Source organism: Mesorhizobium sp. M8A.F.Ca.ET.208.01.1.1, from assembly GCF_004791315.1.
Taxonomy (GTDB): Bacteria; Pseudomonadota; Alphaproteobacteria; order Rhizobiales; family Rhizobiaceae; genus Mesorhizobium.
This window is the reverse complement of the sequence record NZ_SRUT01000004.1, coordinates 294549-315248: the sequence shown is the minus strand read 5'-3', so window position 1 is coordinate 315248 and position 20700 is coordinate 294549. Positions and strand designations below refer to the sequence as shown.

Annotated in this window: 19 protein-coding genes; 8 read left to right on the top strand and 11 right to left on the bottom strand. The window is 65.5% G+C overall.

Annotated features, from left to right (window positions below; all coding sequences use genetic code 11):
• Positions 1-3: 3 nt before the first annotated feature.
• The 3 genes from EN851_RS21030 to tsaD are packed head-to-tail and all read right to left on the bottom strand — an operon-like array spanning position 4 to position 2424.
• Positions 4-300, bottom strand: coding sequence for a YciI-like protein (locus tag EN851_RS21030; protein ID WP_127278253.1), 297 nt, complete (start codon positions 298-300; stop codon positions 4-6).
• 19 nt (positions 301-319) lie between these two features.
• Positions 320-1342: an NAD(P)H-dependent glycerol-3-phosphate dehydrogenase gene (locus tag EN851_RS21025; protein ID WP_127278252.1), complete on the bottom strand. Its 1023-nt coding sequence runs from the start codon at positions 1340-1342 to the stop codon at positions 320-322.
• Entirely contained in the window at positions 1339-2424 is a 1086-nt protein-coding gene (gene tsaD, locus EN851_RS21020) for a tRNA (adenosine(37)-N6)-threonylcarbamoyltransferase complex transferase subunit TsaD (protein WP_189343598.1), read from the bottom strand. The genes EN851_RS21025 and tsaD overlap by 4 nt, the downstream gene beginning before the upstream one ends.
• A 103-nt stretch (positions 2425-2527) precedes the next feature.
• Between tsaD and hemC the strand changes: the two genes are divergently transcribed.
• From hemC to EN851_RS20990, 6 genes are all read left to right on the top strand, one after another.
• The gene (gene hemC / locus EN851_RS21015; RefSeq protein ID WP_127872848.1) at positions 2528-3466 is read left to right on the top strand and encodes a hydroxymethylbilane synthase; all 939 of its coding nucleotides are present in this window, start codon (positions 2528-2530) and stop codon (positions 3464-3466) included.
• Positions 3467-3468: 2 nt separating this feature from the next.
• Entirely contained in the window at positions 3469-4185 is a 717-nt protein-coding gene (locus EN851_RS21010; protein ID WP_135929980.1) for a uroporphyrinogen-III synthase, read from the top strand.
• A 111-nt stretch (positions 4186-4296) separates the two neighbouring features.
• Complete coding sequence (locus tag EN851_RS21005; RefSeq protein ID WP_135929979.1) at positions 4297-5775, top strand: COG4223 family protein; 1479 nt, start codon at positions 4297-4299, stop codon at positions 5773-5775.
• Between the two features lie 10 nt (positions 5776-5785).
• Complete coding sequence (locus EN851_RS21000; RefSeq protein ID WP_127277926.1) at positions 5786-7381, top strand: heme biosynthesis protein HemY; 1596 nt, start codon at positions 5786-5788, stop codon at positions 7379-7381.
• Positions 7382-7434: 53 nt separating this feature from the next.
• Complete coding sequence (locus EN851_RS20995) at positions 7435-7914, top strand: TerB family tellurite resistance protein (RefSeq protein ID WP_127277927.1); 480 nt, start codon at positions 7435-7437, stop codon at positions 7912-7914.
• Between the two features lie 17 nt (positions 7915-7931).
• Positions 7932-8744, top strand: coding sequence for a glutamine amidotransferase (locus EN851_RS20990; protein ID WP_245520781.1), 813 nt, complete (start codon positions 7932-7934; stop codon positions 8742-8744).
• Here EN851_RS20990 and EN851_RS20985 read toward each other — a convergent pair.
• The 8 genes from EN851_RS20985 to EN851_RS20950 form a co-directional block, all read right to left on the bottom strand.
• Complete coding sequence (locus tag EN851_RS20985; RefSeq protein ID WP_127277929.1) at positions 8702-8932, bottom strand: hypothetical protein; 231 nt, start codon at positions 8930-8932, stop codon at positions 8702-8704. The genes EN851_RS20990 and EN851_RS20985 overlap by 43 nt on opposite strands.
• 72 nt (positions 8933-9004) lie before the next feature.
• Positions 9005-10243: an MFS transporter gene (locus tag EN851_RS20980; RefSeq protein WP_127872852.1), complete on the bottom strand. Its 1239-nt coding sequence runs from the start codon at positions 10241-10243 to the stop codon at positions 9005-9007.
• A 159-nt stretch (positions 10244-10402) separates the two neighbouring features.
• Positions 10403-11503: an aminotransferase class I/II-fold pyridoxal phosphate-dependent enzyme gene (locus tag EN851_RS20975; RefSeq protein WP_135916584.1), complete on the bottom strand. Its 1101-nt coding sequence runs from the start codon at positions 11501-11503 to the stop codon at positions 10403-10405.
• A 126-nt stretch (positions 11504-11629) separates the two neighbouring features.
• Positions 11630-12094 (bottom strand): MucR family transcriptional regulator, encoded by a 465-nt coding sequence (locus tag EN851_RS20970; RefSeq protein ID WP_127277932.1) that lies wholly within the window; start codon positions 12092-12094, stop codon positions 11630-11632.
• A gap of 206 nt (positions 12095-12300) precedes the next feature.
• A complete protein-coding gene (locus EN851_RS20965; protein WP_135930049.1) occupies positions 12301-13005 on the bottom strand; it encodes an ROK family protein in 705 nt (234 codons plus the stop codon).
• A 14-nt stretch (positions 13006-13019) separates the two neighbouring features.
• Positions 13020-14396, bottom strand: coding sequence for a glucose-6-phosphate dehydrogenase (gene zwf, locus EN851_RS20960; protein ID WP_127872854.1), 1377 nt, complete (start codon positions 14394-14396; stop codon positions 13020-13022).
• Positions 14397-14418: 22 nt separating this feature from the next.
• Positions 14419-15435: a phosphogluconate dehydrogenase (NAD(+)-dependent, decarboxylating) gene (gene gnd, locus EN851_RS20955; protein ID WP_127277935.1), complete on the bottom strand. Its 1017-nt coding sequence runs from the start codon at positions 15433-15435 to the stop codon at positions 14419-14421.
• A gap of 49 nt (positions 15436-15484) precedes the next feature.
• Positions 15485-17905 carry a glucan 1,4-alpha-glucosidase gene (locus tag EN851_RS20950; protein ID WP_135929978.1) on the bottom strand — a complete coding sequence of 807 codons (2421 nt, stop codon included), beginning with the start codon at positions 17903-17905 and terminating at the stop codon, positions 15485-15487.
• A 210-nt stretch (positions 17906-18115) separates the two neighbouring features.
• Here EN851_RS20950 and EN851_RS20945 point away from each other — a divergent pair, with 210 nt between their 5' ends.
• Together EN851_RS20945 and EN851_RS20940 are read left to right on the top strand one after the other, a co-directional pair.
• Positions 18116-19129, top strand: coding sequence for an ABC transporter substrate-binding protein (locus EN851_RS20945; RefSeq protein WP_127280402.1), 1014 nt, complete (start codon positions 18116-18118; stop codon positions 19127-19129).
• A 49-nt stretch (positions 19130-19178) separates the two neighbouring features.
• The gene (locus tag EN851_RS20940) at positions 19179-20699 is read left to right on the top strand and encodes a sugar ABC transporter ATP-binding protein (RefSeq protein ID WP_245512015.1); all 1521 of its coding nucleotides are present in this window, start codon (positions 19179-19181) and stop codon (positions 20697-20699) included.
• Position 20700: the final 1 nt, after the last annotated feature.

Below are 20700 nucleotides of genomic sequence, written 5' to 3'. Positions count from 1 at the left end.
CGGTTAGCCGGCCGCCGGCTTGTTGAAGACCCAGTTCCACGGGCGGATTTCGACGCTCTCGAACAGCCCCGCCTTGGCATAGGGGTCGGCGGCCGACAGCGCCTGCGCTCCGGCCATATCGGGCGCTTCGATCACGGCGAGCGTGCCGTTCGGCTTGCCATCAGCATCGAGGAACGGGCCGGCGAAGGCCAGCTTCTTCTCGCCATTCAGCGCCTCGAGAAAGGCGACATGCGCGGGCCGCGTATCAACGCGCACCTGCAGGCTTCCGGGCTTGTCCTTGCAAATCAGTGCAAACAGCATGTCTTTCTCCTGATGGTCGTCAATCGTTGGTCTCGGTCTTCAGCGGCCGGGTCATCAAGGCCGTCACGGCCTGCCGGACGGTGATGGTGCCGTCCAGTATGGCGGCCACGGCGGCGATGATCGGCGCATCGATGTTGCGCTCGGCGGCGATGCGGGCGGCGATGGCCGCCGTCGGCACGCCCTCGGCCAGCGGCAGCCCGGAAAGCGCCTTGCCTTGCCCGAGCGCCAGCCCATAAGCGAAATTGCGCGATTGGGTGGACGAGCAGGTGAGCAGCAGGTCGCCGAGGCCGGAAAGCCCCATCAGGGTCTCGGGCCTGGCGCCGAAGGCGGCACCGATGCGGCGCAGCTCGACGAAGCCGCGCGTGACCATGGCGGCCTGGGCGCTGGCGCCGAGCCCGGCCCCGGTGACGGCGCCGGCGGCGATGGCGAAGACGTTCTTCAAGGCGCCGCCGATCTCGACGCCGATCAGGTCGTCGCTCGAATAGCAGCGCAGGTTTTCAGCCGAGAAACGGGCGGCAAGGTCGGCGGCGAGCGCCTCGTCGCCGGCGGCCACCACGACCGCCGTCGGCAGGCCGCGGGCGACATCGCTGGCGAAGCTCGGCCCGGACAAGGCGGCGACCGGGTTTCGCGGCAGGATTTCCAGGGCGATTGCCGACAGCAAGGCGCCGGTGTCGCGCTCGATGCCCTTGGCGCAGAGCACGAGCGGAATGCCGGCCGGCATATGATCCTTCGCGGCCGCCAGAGTCGCGCGCAACGCCTGCGCCGGCGTCACCGCCAGCACGCAATCGGCGCCAGTGAGCGCCGCCTCGATGTCACTCGTTGCCTCGATGCCTGGCGCGATGGCGATGCCGGGCAGGTAGCGTGGGTTCTCGCCTCGACCGATCGAGGCCACGGTTTCAGGGTCACGCGCGAACAGCCGCACGGCATGGCCGGCGCGCAGCATGGCCAGCGCCAGCGCCGTGCCCCAGGCGCCGCCGCCGAGCACGGCGACACGCCAGCCACTTTTGCCCCGGCCCGCGCTCTTCGTGGCCCGATCTGTCATGCCTTGGCTCCGCGCCGACCGGAGCCGACCATTGGCGTCGAGACGCTGTCCAGGGGCCAGCGCGAGCGCGGCACGAAATCGAAGCCGTTCTCCTGCGCCATGCCTGCGCGCAGCCGCTCGATGCCGGCCCAGGCAATCATCGCGGCATTGTCGGTGCACAATTTCAGCGGCGGCGCGACGAAGGTGAAGCCGGCCTCGGCGCAGAGCCGTTCCAGCGTCGCCTTGATGGCGCGGTTGGCGGCGACGCCGCCGGCGACGACCAGCGACGGGCTTTTCGTGCCAGGGAATGTCTCGCGAAAGCGTGCCAGGGCGCGAGAAACGCGGTCGGCCAATGCATCGGCGACCGCCGCCTGGAACGACGCGCAGATGTCGGCGACATCCTGGTCGCTCAGGGGCTCGATCGCGGTTGCCGCCTGGCGCACGGCGGTCTTCAAGCCGGAAAAGGAAAAATCGGGCTGCGCCGAGCCCTTCATCGGCCGCGGGAAGGCAAAGCGCGACGGGTTGCCCGATAGCGCCGCCTTCTCGACATTCGGACCGCCGGGATAGGGCAGGCCGAGCATCTTGGCGGTCTTGTCGAAGGCTTCGCCGAGCGCGTCGTCGATGGTGGTGGCCCAGCGCTGATACTCGCCGACGCCGCGCACGGCGAGGATCTGCGTGTGGCCGCCGGAGACCAGCAGCAGCAGGTAGGGGAATTCGAGCCCGTCGGTCAGCCGCGCCGTCAAGGCGTGGCCTTCGAGGTGGTTGACGGCGATCAGCGGCTTGTTCGCCGCGGCGGCGATCGCCTTGGCCGTCATCAGGCCGACGATCAGCCCGCCGACGAGGCCTGGACCGGCGGTTGCGGCGATCGCGTCGATATCGGCCAGCGCCACGCCCGAATCGGCGAGCGCCGCCTCGACGATGCCGTCCAGCGCCTCGACATGCGCGCGCGCGGCGATCTCGGGCACGACACCGCCGAAGGCGGCATGTTCCTCGATCTGGGAGAGCACGACATTGGACAGGATTTTCGGCGCGGCATCGCCCTCCAGCGCCACGACGCTGGCGGCGGTCTCGTCGCAACTCGTCTCAATACCCAGAACGCGGATCAATTCGTCGCTATCCCAAGAGATTGTTTATGAGGCTATTCCCCATTAGGAAAAGGCCGGCAAGACCTCGATTTCGCTCGGGGGTTATCACGGACCGCGCGCCATGCAAACTTTGAAAATCGGAACCTGCAAAATCGGAACGCGCGGCAGCCCGCTGGCGCTTGCCCAGGCGCATGAGACGCGTGTGCGGCTGATGAAAGCGCATGGCCTTCCCGAGCAGGCGTTTGAAGTGGTGCCCATCTCGACCAGCGGCGACCGTATTCAGGACCGGCCACTGTCGGAGGCCGGCGGCAAAGGCCTGTTCACCAAGGAAATCGAGGAAGCGCTGCTCGACGGGCGTATCGACATCGCCGTGCATTCGTCGAAGGACATGCCGACGGTGCTTCCGGGCGGATTGGAGCTTTCCACTTTCCTGCCGCGCGAGGACGCGCGCGACGCTTTCATAGGCAAGGCGGTCAGGCGGATCGCCGATCTGCCGCATGGCGCCAAGGTTGGATCGTCATCGCTCCGTCGCCAGGCGCTGATCCGCCGGATGCGGCCGGATTTCGAGGTGGTGATGTTCCGCGGCAATGTGCAGACGCGGCTGCGCAAGCTGGATGAAGGCATCGCCGAGGGCACCATTCTCGCCTATGCCGGGCTGAAGCGGCTCGGGCTCGAAGGCGTGATTACCGACCTGATGCCGCTGGAGGATTTTCCGCCGGCGCCGGGACAAGGCGCGATCGGCATCGAAACGCGCGTCGGCGACCGTGATATCGAGACAATGCTTGCGGCGATCCATCACGTGCCGACGGGCCAGGCCTTGGCCTGCGAACGCGCGTTTCTCGCCGCGCTCGACGGCTCGTGCCGCACACCGATCGCCGGCCATGCGACGGTATCGGGCGGGAAACTGTCCTTTGCCGGGCTGATCATCTCGCCCGACGGCACGGAGTGGCATGACGTCCGGCTGGAAGGCGAGGCCACGGACGCAGCGGAAATGGGGGCTGACGCCGCGCGGGCGGTTCGCGCCAGGGCCGGCGAAAAGTTCTTCGACGGCTGGCTCTGAAAATGCTTCGCGTCCTGGTCACCAGACCGGAGCCCGGTGCATCGCGCACGGCGCGAAAGCTGAAAGAAATGGGTTTTGAGCCTCTTCTCCTGCCATTGACGGAGACGACGGCACTGCCGGTCGATGCCAAGGCGGTTCCGGACGATGTCGCAGCCGTCGCCATCACCAGCGCCAATGCCGTGCGCCATGCCTCTGGAGATCTGGTAGCGGCGCTTTCCAGGCTGCCTTGTCATGCTGTCGGCAAGAGGACCGCCGAGGCCGCGCGCAAAGCCGGTTTTCTGTCGGTCAGCGAGGGGTCTGGCGATGCCGAGGCGCTGGCCGACGGCATGGCGACCGCCTTTTCCGGCAAAACGATCGTCTATCTCTGTGGGCGCGTGCGGTTTGCTGCCTTCGAACAGAAGCTGGAAGCAGCGCATGTCCAGGCCCATGCCGTCGAGACCTATGACACGCTTGCGGTGAGCTATTCGGACGAAGCGATCCTTCCGCTGCTATCAGGCCAAGCCGTCGATGTGGTGCTGCTCTATTCGGCCAACGCCGCTGCCGCGATGCAGGTCCTGGCCAGACGACCCGCCCTGCAAAAAGCCTTTGAAAAGACGCGTTTTTTTGTCCTTTCCGCGCGCATCGCCGCCGCCTTCGGCGACAGCGCCGGCAAAGCAATCCGTGTCGCCGCACGGCCCGACGAGGAGGCGCTGCTGGCACTTTTGCGGGCACGGCCCTGACCCGCGTCATCACACCGCCCCTTTTCACCGCTTGGTGATGTGCTAGACCCTTTTTAGAACCATCACGCGCCGCCGCGCGTTGAGACGAAGCGAATTTTGCGGAGCCCATGCATGGTCAAGACGCCGAAGATGCGACACTCGAAAAGCCGCCGCGAGCCGGTGACCATCGACCTCGATCCGGGCGCTGTCTCACGCATCGTCGACGAGGATGCCGCCAAGGTTACCGTCCAGACCGACGAGGCGAGGGCCGAGGAATCCGCGAACGCCTCGCGACCAGAGCTCCCGGAAGAGCCGGTGCATGCCGATCAGGCGGATCTCGAACCCTGGGAGCATGGCGACGCCGCCGCCGGGCGGTCCGGCACAGAGGCGCCGCCGCATGCCGAGGCCGAAGCCGCCGAGCCGGAATTGCCTTATCCCGGTTCGGATACACCTCCCAACCCGGCCAGGGCGTTCGACTACAGCTTCGAGGACGCAAGCACAAAGACCGGCGAGGCCAAAGCGGCTGCCGGAAAAACCGACTCAAGGAGCGAGCCGATGGCAGCGCAGCCGAAGCGGGGCGGCCTCAACGGCATCGCCGCCGGCATCATCGGCGGTGTCATCGCGCTGGTCGGCGCCGGTGGCCTGCAATTTGCCGGCCTGCTCGGCGCGCCGGGTTCCGCTCCCGGTGCCTCGCTCGACGGCGTCAATGGCGAGATCGCCTCGTTGAAGAGCGAAATCGCAGACATGAGGGAAGCCGGCAACAACAATGGTGCATCGGCCAAGGTCGACGGCCTGTCGTCGGCGCTCGACCAGGTCAAGAGCGATGTCGCGGCGCTGAAATCGGCCGTCGAAAAGGGCGGCGCCGGCGACAATGCCGGGCTCGCCGCACTTGGCGACAAGGTCAAGCAGATCGAAACGGCCGTCGCCGCTCTCGGCAAGGCCGGCAGCGCGGCGCCCGTCGATCTCGGCCCACTCAACGAAAAAATGGCCGGTCTCGATGCGCTGGTGAAGTCGACGGGCGAGGCGGCGAAGGCGCAGGAAGGCCGGCTTGCCGCGCTCGAGCAATCGGTGTCGCAGCTTTCCGGGAAGGTCGACGCACAGGCGTCGCAGCCGAAGATCGCGATCGCCATCGCGGCTTCCGCGCTCAAGGCCGCGCTCGACCGTGGCGCGCCGTTTTCGGCCGAACTCGATACGCTGGCCGCGATCTCGCCTGATGCGCCGCAGCTTGCGACCTTGCGGGCCTATGCCGAAAAGGGCGTGCCGACCCGCACCGAGATCGCCTCGCAGATGGACGTCGCCGCCAATGCCATGGTCGCCGCCGCCACGCCGGTCGACCAGAATGCCGGCTTCCTGCAGAATTTGATGTCGAGCGCCGAGTCACTGGTCAAGATCCGGCCGATCGGGGCCGTCGAAGGTAAAGGTGCGCCGGAAACCGTGGCGCGCATGGAGGTTGCGGTCACTCAGGGTGACTACGCCAAGGCGCTCAGCGAATATGACACGCTGCCGGAAGCCGCGAAGGCCGCGGGCGCCGACTTTGCCGGCAAACTGAAGGCGCGCATCGAGGTCGAAACCCAGGTCGACGCGCTGATCTCCGGCGCGATGAAGGCATGAGGGCAACACGATGATCCGCCTGCTCGCCTTCCTCATCGTCGTCTTCGCGCTCGGGCTGGGCTTTGCCTGGCTGGCCGACCGGCCGGGCGACATGGTCGTCACCTTCAACGGCTATCAGTACCAGGTCAGCCTGATGGTGGCGGCGGTGGCCGTCGTCGCCGTCGTCGCGGCGGTGATGATCGTCTGGTGGCTGATCAAGTCGCTGTGGAACAGCCCCTACACAATTTCGCGCTATTTCCGCGTGCGCCGCCGCGACCGTGGCTATCAGGCGCTGTCGACCGGCATGATCGCCGCCGGCGCCGGCGATGGGGCGCTGGCCCGCAAGAAGACCAAGGAAGCCGCCAAGCTGATCCGCTCCGACCAGGAGCCGTTGATCCATCTGCTCGAAGCGCAGGCATCGCTGCTCGAAGGCGACCATGAAGGTGCGCGGCAAAAATTCGAGAGCATGCTCGACGATCCGGAAATGCGGCTGCTTGGCCTGCGCGGGCTTTATCTGGAAGCCGAGCGCCTGGGCGACCGCAACGCCGCCCGGCACTATGCCGGCCGCGCCGCCGCGGTGGCGCCGCAACTGGCATGGGCGGCCGAATCGACGCTGGAGGAGCTGACCGCGCGCGGCGATTGGGACGGTGCGCTGAAACTGGTCGAGGCGCAGAAGTCGACGCGGCAGATCGAGCGCGACGCTGCCAACCGCCGCCGCGCCGTGCTGTTGACCGCCAAGGCGCAATCGCTCGCCGACAGCGATCCCGCGGCTGCCAGGACAGCGGCGATCGAGGCCAACAGACTCGCCCCCGACTTCGCGCCTGCCGCCGTTGCCGCCGCCGCCGCGCTGTTCAAACAGAACGACGTGCGCAAGGGCTCGAAGATCCTCGAGACCGCATGGAAGGCCGAGCCGCATCCCGAAATTGCCGAGCTTTACACCCATGCTAGGCCTGGCGACGCCGTGCTTGATCGGCTCAACCGGGCAAAGAAGCTGCAGGAGATGAAGAAGAACCACACCGAATCGTCGATGACGGTGGCGCGTGCGGCGCTCGACGCGCAGGATTTGTCGACCGCCCGCCGCGAGGCCGAAGCCGCGATCCGCATGGACCGCCGCGAGGGCGCCTATCTGCTCCTGGCCGACATTGAGGAGGCCGAGACCGGCGACCAGGGCAAAGTACGGCAGCTGCTCTCCAAGGCGGTTCGGGCGCCGCGCGATCCGGCCTGGGTCGCCGACGGCATCGTCTCCGAGCGCTGGGCGCCGGTCTCGCCGGTCACCGGGCGGCTCGACGCCTTCGAATGGCGCGCGCCGATGGAACGCCTTGGCCAACTGATCGACAGTCGCGATGTTGAACCGGATGCCCCGGTGGTAGCCATCGAGGCGACGGGCAGGCCTGAAAAGCCGGTCGAGGTGATCGATCATGCCGCCCCGGGCAACGAGGCAACGGGCAAGGACGCCGAAAGCCGCGAGGATCATGTCACCCCGGTCACGGCCGCCGCCTTTGCCGCGGTGCCGGCCGATGCCGAGGCCGTCGAGCCGGCGGAAGAACTGGCGCGCCTGCCGGACGATCCAGGCGTCGATCCGGACGACGAGGCGGAAAAGTCGCCACGCCGGTTCCGGCTGTTTTGATTTTGGCCATCGGGTGATTTGACCTGGCCATCGGGCCGTTTGGGAATGAATTGATGTTCGAGCGCGTTCTGTCGTTTCTCAGGGATTTACCGGCCGGCTCGGCCAGCCACACCAGCGCGGACGATCCGCGCGTCGCGGCTTCGGCGCTGCTCTACCATGTGATGAATGCCGATGGCGTGCGCCAGGATGTCGAGTGGGAGCGCTTCAAGGCGGTGCTGGCGCAGAGCTATTCGATCAGTGGTGCCGAACTCGAAGCGCTCGTCGCCGCCGGCGAGCGCGCCGACAATGAAGCGATCGACCTCTATGCCTTCACCAGCGTGCTCAAGCGCCATCTCGACGCGGAGGGGCGCAAGGCCTTCATCGGTCTGATGTGGGAGATCGTCTATGCCGATGGCGAGCTGCATGAGCTCGAGGACAATACGGTGTGGCGCGTTGCCGAGCTGATCGGCGTCGAGCGCCACGACCGGGTCGAGGCGCGCCGCCAGGCCGCGGCGCATGCGCCGGGCGCGCGCGGGACGTCAAGCGACGAATAGACGGATTTCGCCCAACGATGCAGCGCGCAACGAGCCAGAAGCCAAAGATCCTGATCGTGCTGCATCAGGAGAATTCGAGCCCCGGACGCGTCGGCCACATGCTCCTGGAAGAAGGCTTCGATCTCGACATTCGCCGCCCGCCGCTCGGTGACGCCTTGCCGGAAACGCTGGATGGCCATGCCGGCGCGGTGGTGTTCGGCGGGCCAATGAGCGCCAATGACGAGGACGAGTTCGTCCGCCGCGAAACCAACTGGCTGGAAGTCCCGCTCAGGGAAAACCGGCCGTTGCTCGGCATCTGCCTGGGCGCGCAGATGCTGGCCAATCATCTCGGCGGCAAGGTCGAGGGCCACGGCGAAGGGCTGGTGGAGATCGGCTGGTATCCGCTGAAGGGGACCGAGGCCGGCAGGAAGCTGATGCACTGGCCCGAAATGGTCTACCAGTTCCACCGCGAGGGCTTTTCGCTGCCGAGCGACGCGACGCTGCTGGCCACGAACGAGACCTATCCCAACCAGGCCTTCCGCTATCGCGACAATGCCTGGGGCATCCAGTTCCATGGCGAACTCACCAGGGTGATGATGCAGCGCTGGGTGGTGCGCGGCGCCCATCGTTTCGAGCTACCCGGCGCCCAGCCCGGCCGCGACCATCTCGGCGGCCGGCTGATCTGGGACATGCACCTGAAGCGCTGGCTCGACGAGTTCTTGCGGATGATTTTTGGCGGGCCGGCGGCGCGTCAGGGCAGACCAGTGGCCGCCAATGTGGCCGACCATCGGTTTTCGGAGTGTGGAAACTACTCCGAAAACCTCACGCTCACGCCGCGCTGCCGAAAGTAAGCCTGCATCAACTTGCGGCCCGAGCGGTTGTTCTGCGCCAATTTGGCAGGATCGAAGACCGCCTGTTTTATCCCCTCGCGTGTCAGCGCCGCCTTAAGCGTCGCGATATGCGCGTCGATGTCGGCATTGTCCGCCCGGAGCGACGCATAGATATTTTCGGTCGCCTCGGCCACGGTCGGTTCGCTCACAGCTGTCGTCCTTTCGTTGATTGGGCGGCGGCTTAGCACAGATTCGCGGCCCCGCCGATACCGATGAAGCCTTCAGTTTCGTCCCTTGAGGTGCCTCACCTTGCGCAGCGCCGGGAACAGATAGGCCCACAGGCCGGCAACCGCGACGGCGCCGACGCCGCCGATCACCACCGCCGGAACCGTGCCGATCAGTGCCGCCATGGTGCCGGCGCGGAATTCGCCGACCTCGTTGGAGGCGCCGACGAAGACCTGGTTGACGGCGTTGACGCGGCCGCGCACCGCGTCGGGCGTCCACAGCTGGATCAGCGTTTCCCTGATGTAAACGCTGAACATGTCGGTGGCGCCGAGCAGGGCAAGTGCCGCTATCGACAGCCAGGTGAGGGTCGACAGGCCGAACAGCACTGTGCAGGCGCCGAACGCCGCGACGAAGCTCAGCATGATCTTGCCGGCATGATCGCGGATCGGATGGCCGGCAAGCCAGATGGCGACGCAAATGGCACCGATGCCCGGCGCCGAGCGCAGCAGGCCGAGGCCCCAGGGGCCGAGTTGCAGAATATCGCGGGCATAGACCGGCAGCAGTGCCGAGGCGCCGGACAGAAGCACGGCAAAGAGGTCGAGCGAGATGGCGCCGAGCACGATCTTCTCGCTCCAGATGTAGCGGAAGCCGGCAAACAGCGTCTCCATTGTCGGCTTGTCCGTGGCCGTCTGTTGCGCGGGCTTGGGGATGGTGAAGATGAGCAACGCGGCAGCGAGCATCAGGACTGCCGCCGTGGCATAGGCCACCTCCGCCGACACGCCATAGAGCAAGCCCCCTGCGACAGGGCCGACAATCGTCGCCGTCTGCCAGGCGGAGGAGTTCCAGGCGATGGCGTTGGCGAAATCCCGCTGCGGCACGAGATTGGCGAACAGCGAGGACGAAGCCGGCCCATAAAAGGCTCGGGCAATGCCGAACATGACCAGTACGGCGAAGATCGGCAGCGGGGTCGTAAGGCCGCGCAGGGTCAGAAACAGCAGAGCCAGCGCGCAGGCGCCTTCGACCAATGTCGCCAGGGTCATGATCAGCCGGCGGCCGAAGCGGTCGGCGACGACACCTGTCACCAGCACCAGAAGCAGCGATGGCAGGAACTGGACGATGCCGACAATGCCGAGGTCGAACGGATCGCGCGTCAGGTCATAGACCTGCCAGCCGACGGCGACGGAAACGATCATGGTCGCGAAGGTGGTGAGAAAGCGCGCCGTCCAATAGCTGAGGAAGGCTTTGTGCCGGAACGCGGCGTAACGCTGCTCCGGCAAAGTTTGTTCTGGTATCATGGAAAGAGGCCCCGTTGCGGTGGGCATCGGCTCGCGGGGCACTTCCCGGATGGGCGCTGTTCGACCAATGGAACTGGATAAAAGTTCGGGGCGGATATGCTTCAAATTCAGACCTGGATCAAGGGACTTTCGGTCCGCACCGTCCAGCCCACGCGGAAGTTACTGCCGCAGCGCGGCCGAAATCGCGTCCAATCCGCCTTTCAACTCGGCCTCCGTCGGCCAGCCGAAGCCGACGCGGAAGAAGCGCTTTTCCATCTCGAACCAATGGCCGGGTCCGACATAGGTGCCGTGGTCTTCCAGCAGCCCGACATAGAACCGGTCGAGGTCGAAGCCGGGCTCGACATTGAGGCGCGGGAAGCCGACCACTCCGCCCTCGGGGCGCACCCAGTCGACTAAAGGTTCGCGGTCGATCCATGCCTGGACGATATCGCGGCGCCCGGCCATTTCGGGCAGCAGCTTTCCCAGAAACGCGTCCCGGCGCGCCAGCATGCCGCGCGCGATGCCTTCGTCGATGACGCTGCCGCAGATGCCGATCTGCTCCTTGGCGGCGAGGAATTTTTCCTGGAGGGCAGCATCCCTGGTGACCAGCCAGCCGATGCGGATGCCGGGAATGCCGAAGGCTTTCGACAGTGACGAGACGCTGATCGCCTTGTTGCTCAGCGAGGCCGCCGAGGGCAGGCGCCGTCCATAGGAGAGGTCGCGATAGGTCTCATCGACCAGCAGATGGCAGTCGCTGGCTTCGGCGAGCGCGACCAGTGCGTCCAATTCGGCACGGCTCATCATGGTGCCGGTCGGGTTGTGCGGGCAAGTGACGCTGATCAGCCTGGTGTTCGGCCGCATCGCCGCCCTGACGCGCTCGACATCAATGGCGAAGCCTTCGTCGAAGGCGAGGTCGACGAAGCTGATGGCGCAGCCGATCGCCCGCGGCGTTTCGATGTTGGTGGCGTAGTTGGGCCTGATGACGACGAGATGATCGCTGGCCGACAGAAGCGATGTCGAGATGATGAACAGCGCGCCGGCGGCGCCGGCGGTGACCAGCACATCATCGGGCGAGATGCCGGCATCCTGCGCCGCGACCAGGGCGCGCAAGTCCTTGTCGCCACGATGCTCGCCATAGAAAAGCGTCAGGTCGGGCAGCGACAGGCCGATGTCGGAGAGCTTCTGGTCGGCGATCGAACTTTCGGAAAGATTGTAGCGGATACGATCGTAGCCGTATTCCTCCGGTGCTTCTTTCTCGATCACCATCCTGGTGTAGTTCATGGCAGTTCCCCCTCAAAGCACCTGTCCGGTTCATCCAAGCCACAAAAACATGAAGCCTGCCAAGGCGATTTTCGCCGGCAGGCTTCCGTTCCAGTCGTCCTAAATATTGGCTCAGGACTGAATTGCTCAGGCCGAAACCTTGGCCTTCCGGCCTTTGCCCTTGACGGGCGCCGGGGCGACGGCCTTGCGGCCGAGGCCGATCGACTTCGCCAGTTCGGAGCGCGAAGCCGCATAGTTGGGAGCAACCATCGGATAGTCAGACGGCAAGCCCCATTTGGCGCGGTAGGCATCCGGCGTCAGGCCGAAATGCACGCCGAGGTGACGCTTCAGCGATTTGAATTTCTTGCCGTCCTCGAGGCAGATGATGAAATCCGGCGTCACCGACTTCTTCGGGTTGACGGCCGGGACCAGCGGTGCCGCCACCGGAGCGACCGGCTGACCGAGCCCGCTGATCGAGGCGCTGACGCTGGCGATCAGCTCGGGAAGGCCGGACGCAGGCAGGCGATTCTTCTCGACATAAGCCGATACGATATGGGCGGTCAGTTCGAGAAGGTCGAGGGTCTTGCTGGCGTGGCTGTCTTCGTCGGTCAATCTATTTCTCCATCCATGGCGCATGACCTCGAAAATGGGGCCGTTTTCAAAAAGGATGATGCGCAAAATTAAAGTGCGTCGTCATAGTGCGTCGCGCGCGACGCGATGTAGTGGGGCTGACTTCCTAGTCGGCAAATCTGCACAATGCAATCTATCGGCGCGGCATCACACGTCATTTTGAACGACTATACTAAACTGTAATACTCTCAGACGATCAGCGCTTTGTCGCGCCATAGACGAAATCCGCCTTCGAAGGCGCGTGTGTTGTCACCGCGTCTGGAGTGGGCGGGCAATTCGTAGAGCTTGTCGACATTGCCGCCGCCGATGACGACATAGTCTGGCTGCAGGGCGGCTCGTAGCCGGTTGACGACGTCGAAGACATAGCCGCGCCACTTCTTCTTGCCGCGTTTTTCCAGGCCGCGTTCGCCGACATAATCCTCGAAACTCCGGCCTTTTCGGTAGGGAAGATGGGCGAGTTCCATCGGCTGACCGACATTGTCGAAGACCATCGCCGCGCCGAGGCCGGTTCCGAGACCGAGGAACAGCATGCGCCCGCCCTCATAGCTGCCGATGGCCTGCATCAGCGCATCATTGACGACCTTGACTGGCTTGCCGAACTCCGCGGCGAAATCGAAGCCGGCCCAGCCCTTGCCGAGATTCATGGGGTCAAGCACCGGCTTGTTGTGGCGCACCGGGCCTGGATAGCCCATGGAGATAACGTCATAGGACAGGCCCTCGGCGAGCTTTTTCACCTTGTCGATCATTTGCCGCGGCGTCAGGTCCGGTCCGGAATCCGTCCGGCGCTCGGTGCCGCCGTCGCTGGTCAGGATCTTGACGCGCGAGCCGCCAATGTCGACCGAAAGGACAACCTGCCCGGTGTCCGACGCAACCTGCTTCACCGCCTTGGCCATCTTGTCCCCTCCGTTCATGCCACCGGATCGATCCAGCCATTGGGCGGCCCGAAGCCGGCCATGGCGTCCTCCGGTCCCCATGTCTTCGGCTCGTAAAGATGTGGCGGCGTGGTGTCGCCGAGCACCGGGCCGACGATGCGCCAGGCCAGTTCCGCCGCGTCCTGACGGGTGAAGAGCTGGCCATTGCCGTTCATGGCGTCGCCGATCAGCCGTTCATAGGGCGGCATGTCGCCCTTCGAGTCGTCGAGCGCGGTCAGTTCCACCTGCTCGCCGATCATGTCGTCGCCGGGCGCCTTGCGCTGGGCGCCGATGGCGATCATCACCTGCGGGTCGATGCGGAAACGGACATAATTCTGGTCGGCGGGCTTGATCGGGTCGAAGACGTCGAGCGGCGGCCGCTTCAGCCGCACCACCACCTCGGTGACATGCACGGGCATGTTCTTGCCGGCGCGGATGAAGAACGGCACGTCCTGCCAGCGCCAGGTGTCGACGAAAAAACGCACCGCCGCGAAGGTCTCGACCGGCGAGTTCGGCGCGACGCCGGGCTCGGCGAGATAGCCGGTGAACTGGCCGCGCACGACATCGCTCTTGGTCAGGGTGCGGATGGCGCGCAGCACCTGCACCTTCTCGTCGATCAAGTCATCCGCCGAGCGGCCGACCGGCGGCTCCATGGCCAAGAGCAGCAGGATGTTGAGCAGATGGTTCTCGATGACGTCGCGGATAGCGCCGACATCGTCGTAGAACCGCCCCCGCCCTTCGACGCCGAAATCCTCGGCCATGGTGATCTGGACGCTCTCGACGTAATTGCGGTTCCAGATCGGCTCGAGCAAAGCGTTGGCGAAGCGGAAATAGAGCAGGTTCTGAATCGCTTCCTTGCCGAGATAGTGGTCGATGCGGAAGATCGATTGTTCGTCGAACACCAAATGCAGCACACGGTTCAGCCAGCGGGCCGACTGCAGATCGTGGCCGAAGGGCTTTTCGACCATCAGCCGGGCGCCGTGCGCGGTGCCGGATTGCTCCAGGCCTTGCACGACAGTCTCGAACATGGTCGGCGGCACCGCCATGTAGTGCAGCGGCCGCTGGGCGCTGCCGAGTGCGGTCTTCAGCTTCTCGAAAGTGGCCGGATCGCGGTAGTCGCCGCTGACATAGCGCAGCAGCGACGCCAGCTTGGCGAACACCTTCTCGTCGATCGTGCCGAGCGCGTTGACGATGCCGTCGCGGGCACGGTCCTGCAATTGCTTCAAATCCCAGGCGTCGAAGGCGACGCCGATCACCGGTTCGGTGAGCGTGCCCTTGGCGACCATCTGGTAGAGGGCTGGAAATATCTTCTTGTGGGCGAGGTCGCCGGTCGCTCCGAAGAGCACCAGCGTGTCGGACCGTTCCTGGCTCATGCCTGCGTCTCCCCTGTCGCCGTCACTTGCCGCCCTTCGGCTTTTCGATGTGGCCGCCGAAGGCGTAGCGCATGGCGGACAACAGCTTGTCGGCGAATTCGGATTCGCCTTGCGAGGAGAAGCGGTCGAACAGGGCCGAGGACAGGACCGGCGCCGGCACGCCGGTGTCGATCGCCGCCTTCAGCGTCCAGCGGCCCTCGCCGGAATCCGAAACCCGGCCGCCGAATTGCGCCAGGCCCGGATCGCTCTTCAACGCGCCGGCGGTGAGATCGAGCAGCCAGGAGCCGATGACGCTGCCATGCCGCCACACCTCGGCCACCTGCGGAAGATCGATGTCGAACTGGTAGTATTGCGGGTTTTCCAACGGGCTGGTCTCGGCGTCCGCCGTTCGTTGCCGCTTGCCCGCATTGGCCGACTTCAGGATGTTCATGCCTTCGGCATAGGCGGCCATGACGCCATATTCGATGCCGTTGTGCACCATCTTGACGAAGTGGCCGGCGCCACTCGGTCCGCAATGCAAGTAACCGAAGGGTGCGGTGCCGACGGTCTTGTCCGGGGTGGGTGCGCCGGCATCGGCGCCAGGCGCCAGCGTGGCAAAGACCGAATCGAGATGCTGCACCGCCACGTCGGGGCCGCCGATCATCAGGCAGTAGCCACGCTCCAGCCCCCAGACACCGCCGCTGGTGCCGACATCGACAAGGTGGATGCCCTTGGTGGCGAGTTTCGCGGCCTGGTCGACGGCGTCGTGATAATAGGAATTGCCGCCGTCGATGACGATGTCGCCAGGCTCCATCAGCGCCGAGACCTGGTCGATGATCTTGCCGGTGATCGCCGCCGGCAGCATCAGCCACACGCAGCGCGGCTTGGTGAGCTTGCCGACGAATTCCGCCATCGAGGCCGCTCCAGACGCGCCGTCGCTCACCAGCGCCGCGACGCTGGCCGGGTTGATGTCGTAGACGACGCATTCGTGGTCGTCGCGCATCAGACGCCGCACCATGTTGGCGCCCATCCGGCCCAGTCCCATCATTCCGATCTGCATGGTTTCGTCCCTGTTTGCTGAAGAGTCTCGGGTATCCCTGGAGAAGGGTCTACTGGCTATCCTGCCCGCCAGATATGACAGAGAAGTCGACATTCTCCCAATCGCCGGTGCCGGGCCAGAAAAAAGTGAAGACGAGCGTGTTTCCCTCGGGGAGGCCGGCCGTGGGCAGATCGACAAGGTGGATGCCGAACGCGTTTTCCACCGTCTGGCTGTCATGCGCGGTTGCCCAATCGTCGGTGCTCCAGTGGACAGTGGCTGCTGCCATCAATTCAATACGCAGCGCCTTGCCGGCCGGCAGCGTGCGGATCTTGTTGTTGAAGCGCCATGGCCTGAACGGCGATATGGTCTTGTTCTCGATGTAGCGCTTCACGCCTTGCGGCGGCATGTCGAAGACGGCGCCGTCGCGCAGCGAACGCAGCAGCTTGATATGCTCGGAGTGCGCCCAGACCAGCGGCATGGCGCTGCCCGATGGTTTGCCATGCAGCAGCTCGCGCTCCGGGATATCGGCGCCATCCCAGACCTGTTCGGGCAGCAGGCCGCCGGGTCCGGCCGACCGTTCCAGCGCATCGAGCAGGCTGGCCGCCTCGTCCTTGCGGCCGGCCGCCAGCTCATAATGCGCCCGTTCGCCGGCGAGCAACGGCCACGGCCGGCCCTGGCCGGTGCCGTCGAAGGGCGCGCCATCCTCGTGTTCGCCATAGCCGTCACTGTTATAGCGGTACCAGAGCGGCCCTTGCGGCAGCTCGCAGCGCAACTGCGCATCGATCACCTTCACTGTATCGACGATGCGCGGATCGTCGGCGGCTCTCAGGCCAAAGCGCACCAGCGCCAGGGCGTCGGGGCTGACGATTTCTTCGGCCAGTCGTTCCGTGTCGCCGGGCGGACGGTTCTTGATGGGCACATAGCCGTCCTTCGGCGAGCCGGCATCGGCGCTGTCGGGCGGCGCGATGCGGACGTAGTAGCCGGCGACGCCGGCCACCTTGCAGGTGGCGGTACCGGTGACATAGGTCCAGCGCTCGACCTGATCGTTCCAGCAGTCCGCGGTCTCGCGCAGATAGGCCGCCTCCGCCGTCCGGCCGCAGGCGTCGAGCAGGTCCGCGCCGGCGAGCAGTGCAGCGATCTCGACGGCCAGGGTGAACGGGCTATAGCCGGCGTCTTCTTCCCAGCGGTCCTCGCCGGTGACAGGGCCGTTGCGCACGACATAGGAAGCGCCGCGCTCGATCATGGGCAGGAAGGCCTTCAGTCGCGCCTGCGGCAAATGGCCGGCGCGATGCAGGGCGTCTGCCAGCAGCAAGGGAAAGGCGCATTCGTCCATCTGGATGCCCGGCCAATAGGCCGATCCGTCGAGCCAGGCATTCTGCGGCCAATGGCCGTCAGGCTGCTGGATGGAGCGGAGGTATTCCAGGATCCGAAGGGCCGAGGCGGCATCGCCGGCGGCGAGGAAGCCGCCCGCCGTTTCGACCAGGTCGCGCGGCCAGACCAGATGGTAGCCGCCGAGATCATCATCGCCTTTGTTGAATCCCCACGGGATCGATAGGCTGGCCACCGCCGCGCCCGGCTTGGCCAATGACCGGTGGGTTGCCAGCACCGCGGTGGAGACGCGGTAGCTGTTCACCCCGGGCACTCCGGGCGTCCGGTCCAGCGGCAGCAGCCCCGCCTGCCATTCGTGCCATCTTTCGACATAGGATCTCGCTGCCGGCTCAAAACCACGCTTCAGGCTGGCGAAGGCGTTTTCGGCGGCCTCGTCCGGTGTCGCGCCAAAACCCAGCGCCAGCACGGCATTTGTCTTCGTGGCGGTGAAGCCGATCTCGCCGGTCAGCGCGACATTGCCGTCCTCGGCGCGCCGGCAAGCCGGATCAAGCTTGCCGGTGTGGTTCAATTGCTGCCAGCCGTCGGAGAAGCCGACATAGCCGGTCGAACAGTCCCGCCAGGGCAGCGACGAGGCCAGCGCCAGGCAGGTGCCGCGCCCCGAGGCAAACAGGACAGGCTTTCTCCGGTGCTCGCCGACCCAGGCGGTGTTGCCCATGCCGGCATTGACCAGATGCGGCGCCAGAAGCGCGTAGACGCGGTAGTCGGCCGCGGAGCCCTTGAGCGGGCTGAAGGTGATCTCCTGCAGCAACGTCGGACGAGCCGGATCGGCCACGATGCGCTTCTCGATCCGGTAGGCGCCGTCATCAGCCGTGTTGACCAGCCTGTAGGCGGGCACGCCATCTCCGAACGGCTCGATGCCGTGCGCGGCATCGCGCTTCTCCTCGGAGAAATATCCATCCTTGCCGGTGACGATCAGGCCGAGGTCGCGCGTGCAGGCGCTGTCGACGCGCGGATAATACACTTCGTTCAGGATGCCGTGGCTGATGGTGAACCAGACGCGACTGGACGGCGAAAGCGCCGAGCCGACGCCGCTCTTGGCGCTAGAGGTCCAGCGCGCGGGAATTCCCGGTGCGCCCGTCGGCACAGTCGGCGTCACTGCCATGCTTGTTCGGTCTCCTGGCCCGCCTGCCTAGCCATCAACCGAAACCATTTCAATCAGCGCACTGCAAGTTGATCGCCGGCGCGCATCGGATTGCAGTTGACAGCTCGGCGGCCTTCTGCACTTTTGTCTGACAATAGATAAAAAACAGGATCGCAATCGCGAAAATTCATCGACAGCCAACTGATCAACAACTCTCGGGAGGAGTATCCTATGAAGAAATTATTGGTTCTCGGCACGCTTGCGGCGGTGCTCGCAGCCGGTACGGCTTTCGCCGACACCAGCGGCAAGAAGATCGCGTTCTCCAACAATTACGCCGGCAATTCGTGGCGCCAGGCCATGCTCGACAGCTATGGCATCGTCACCAAGAAGGCGGTCGACGACAAGATCGTCGGCGCGGCCGATGTCTTCACCACCGCCGACAAGGAGGTGCCGACGCAGGCCGCCCAGGTGCAGAACCTGATCCTGCAGGGCTATGACGCCATCGTCATCAACGCCGCTTCGCCGGACGCGCTCAACGGCGCCATCAAGCAGGCCTGCGACGCCGGCATCACCGTCGTTTCCTTCGACGGCACGGTGACCGAGCCATGTGCCTACCGCGTCGTCGTCGACTTCAAGGACATGGGCAAGCAGGAAGTCGAGCAGATGGCGAAGTTCCAGCCCAAGGGCGGCAATCTGCTTGAAATCCGCGGGCTGGCCGGCACCTCGATCGACGACGCCATCCATGCCGGTATCCTGGAAGGGGTCGCTGCCCATCCCGAATTCAAGATCGTCGGTTCGGTGACCGGCGACTGGGACCAGACCACGGCGCAGAAGGCGGTCGCGACCATCCTGCCGTCGCTGCCCGACATCGTCGGCATCGTCGACCAGGGCGGCGACGGTTATGGCGCCGCGCAAGCCTTCGCCGCCGCCAACAAGCCGCGCCCGACCATCATCATGGGCAACCGGCAGGACGAGCTGAAGTGGTGGAAGGAACAGAAGGAGAAGGACGGCTACAAGACCTGGTCGGCGTCGATCGCGCCCGGCGTGTCGACGCTCGCCTTCTGGGTGGCGCAGCAGGTGCTCGATGGCCGCAAGGACATTCCGCACGATTTGCTGGTGCCGTATCTCGCCTTCACCCAGGACGATTTCGAGGCGGCCCTGCCGAAGATCAAGGAGGGTGGCGTCGCCACTCACGAATACACCCAGGAAGATGCCATCGCGGCCATCAAAGCCAACATCAAGTGAAAGCCGCATCCGCGTTGCCTAGCGCATCACTGAACGGATATCGTTGAGCATGGCTGCAGGCAACACGGGCATCATCAGGCTGGGCGGCGCCGAAAAACAGTTCGGCGCCGCCACTCTTGACGTCGTAAGACTTGACGGTGCCGAAAAGCATTTCGGCGCCGTCAGAGCGCTGGGCGGGGTGGATTTCCATGTCGGACCCGGCGAATGCGTCGGCCTCGTCGGCCATAATGGCGCCGGCAAATCGACGCTGATGCATATGGTGGCCGGCACCTTGACGCCCGACAGCGGCACCATCGGCGTGCATGGCGTCATCGAGGAGAACTACTCGGTTTCGCGGGCGCAGCAGCTCGGCATACGCTGCGTGTTCCAGGAGCTGTCGCTGTGTCCCAATCTCAGCGTCGCCGAAAACACCCGCATCAACCATGCCTCGCTGTCCGGCTTCGGCTGGCGGCGCAAGGCGGCCGAGCTGATCGCCGCCAAGCTAGACGAGATATTCCCGGACCATGGCATCTCGGCCTGGGACATTGTCGGCGATCTGTCGATCGGCCGGCGGCAGATGGTCGAGGTGGCGCGCGCCTTCACGGTGACGCAGGACCGGCTCGACCTGGTCATCCTCGACGAGCCGACCTCCTCGCTCGACGCGCACACGGCAGGCCAGCTGCTGGCTTTCGTGCGCCGCTTCGTCGCTGGCGGGAAAAGCTGCATCCTGATCTCGCACGTGCTGGGCGAGGTGTTGCGCAACGCCGACCGGATCGTGGTGATGCGCGACGGCAAGATGGTGGCGTCGGACGCGGCTGGCGCCTTCGACCGCGACCGGCTGGTGACGGTGATGGGCGGGGCTGAGGCGCGCCAGAAGACCGCCGCGCAGGCCGCTGCCGCAAAGCCAGGCGCCAGCCCGCTGCGCGTCCGGGCGCGGCCCGCCGGGCAGACTGACGGCAAGGAGCTTGTCGCCCGTGCCGGCGAGATCATCGGCCTTGCCGGGCTGGCCGGTCACGGACAGACCGACTTGCTGCTGCGGATCTTTGGTGCCACCGCACGCGCCAAAGCCGGCATCGAGGTCACGGCGCCGGTGGCGCTGGTGGCGGGCGACCGCCAGTCGGACGGCATTTTCCCGCAATGGTCGATTGCGCAGAATATCGGCATCCGCTCGCTGGCGCGTCTGCGCAACGGCTTGCTGATCTCGCCGCGACGCGAGGCGGAACTCGCCGATGCCTGGAAGAAGAAGATCGGCATCCGCACGCCCGACATGGACAACAACATCTTTTCACTGTCGGGCGGCAACCAGCAGAAGGCCCTGTTTGCCCGCGCACTGGGCTCCGATGCCGAAATCGTGCTGATGGACGATCCGATGCGCGGCGTCGACATCGGCACCAAGCTGGAGGTCTACGACCTCGTGCGCGAGGAGGCTGGCCGCGGACGCACCTTCCTCTGGTACACGACCGAAACCGAAGAGCTCGACAATTGCGATCACATCTATGTCTTCAAGAACGGCCGCATCGTCGCCAATTTGACGCGCGACGAGCTGACCGAGGAGAAGATCATCCAGTCCTCCTTCGGCGACGCGGCCTGAG

Bases quoted from the DNA above. Each gene is read 5' to 3' on its own strand.
- hemC (WP_127872848.1), top strand. From the start codon at position 2,528: ATGCAAACTTTGAAAATCGGAACCTGCAAAATCGGAACGCGCGGCAGC.
- EN851_RS21005 (WP_135929979.1), top strand. From the start codon at position 4,297: ATGGTCAAGACGCCGAAGATGCGACACTCGAAAAGCCGCCGCGAGCCG.
- EN851_RS20995 (WP_127277927.1), top strand. From the start codon at position 7,435: ATGTTCGAGCGCGTTCTGTCGTTTCTCAGGGATTTACCGGCCGGCTCG.
- EN851_RS20990 (WP_245520781.1), top strand. From the start codon at position 7,932: ATGCAGCGCGCAACGAGCCAGAAGCCAAAGATCCTGATCGTGCTGCAT.
- EN851_RS21000 (WP_127277926.1), top strand. From the start codon at position 5,786: ATGATCCGCCTGCTCGCCTTCCTCATCGTCGTCTTCGCGCTCGGGCTG.
- EN851_RS21010 (WP_135929980.1), top strand. From the start codon at position 3,469: ATGCTTCGCGTCCTGGTCACCAGACCGGAGCCCGGTGCATCGCGCACG.
- EN851_RS21025 (WP_127278252.1), bottom strand. From the start codon at position 1,342: ATGACAGATCGGGCCACGAAGAGCGCGGGCCGGGGCAAAAGTGGCTGG.
- EN851_RS20975 (WP_135916584.1), bottom strand. From the start codon at position 11,503: ATGAACTACACCAGGATGGTGATCGAGAAAGAAGCACCGGAGGAATAC.
- EN851_RS20945 (WP_127280402.1), top strand. From the start codon at position 18,116: ATGAAGAAATTATTGGTTCTCGGCACGCTTGCGGCGGTGCTCGCAGCC.
- zwf (WP_127872854.1), bottom strand. From the start codon at position 14,396: ATGAGCCAGGAACGGTCCGACACGCTGGTGCTCTTCGGAGCGACCGGC.
- gnd (WP_127277935.1), bottom strand. From the start codon at position 15,435: ATGCAGATCGGAATGATGGGACTGGGCCGGATGGGCGCCAACATGGTG.
- EN851_RS20950 (WP_135929978.1), bottom strand. From the start codon at position 17,905: ATGGCAGTGACGCCGACTGTGCCGACGGGCGCACCGGGAATTCCCGCG.
- EN851_RS20940 (WP_245512015.1), top strand. From the start codon at position 19,179: ATGGCTGCAGGCAACACGGGCATCATCAGGCTGGGCGGCGCCGAAAAA.
- EN851_RS21030 (WP_127278253.1), bottom strand. From the start codon at position 300: ATGCTGTTTGCACTGATTTGCAAGGACAAGCCCGGAAGCCTGCAGGTG.
- EN851_RS20980 (WP_127872852.1), bottom strand. From the start codon at position 10,243: ATGATACCAGAACAAACTTTGCCGGAGCAGCGTTACGCCGCGTTCCGG.
- EN851_RS20965 (WP_135930049.1), bottom strand. From the start codon at position 13,005: ATGGCCAAGGCGGTGAAGCAGGTTGCGTCGGACACCGGGCAGGTTGTC.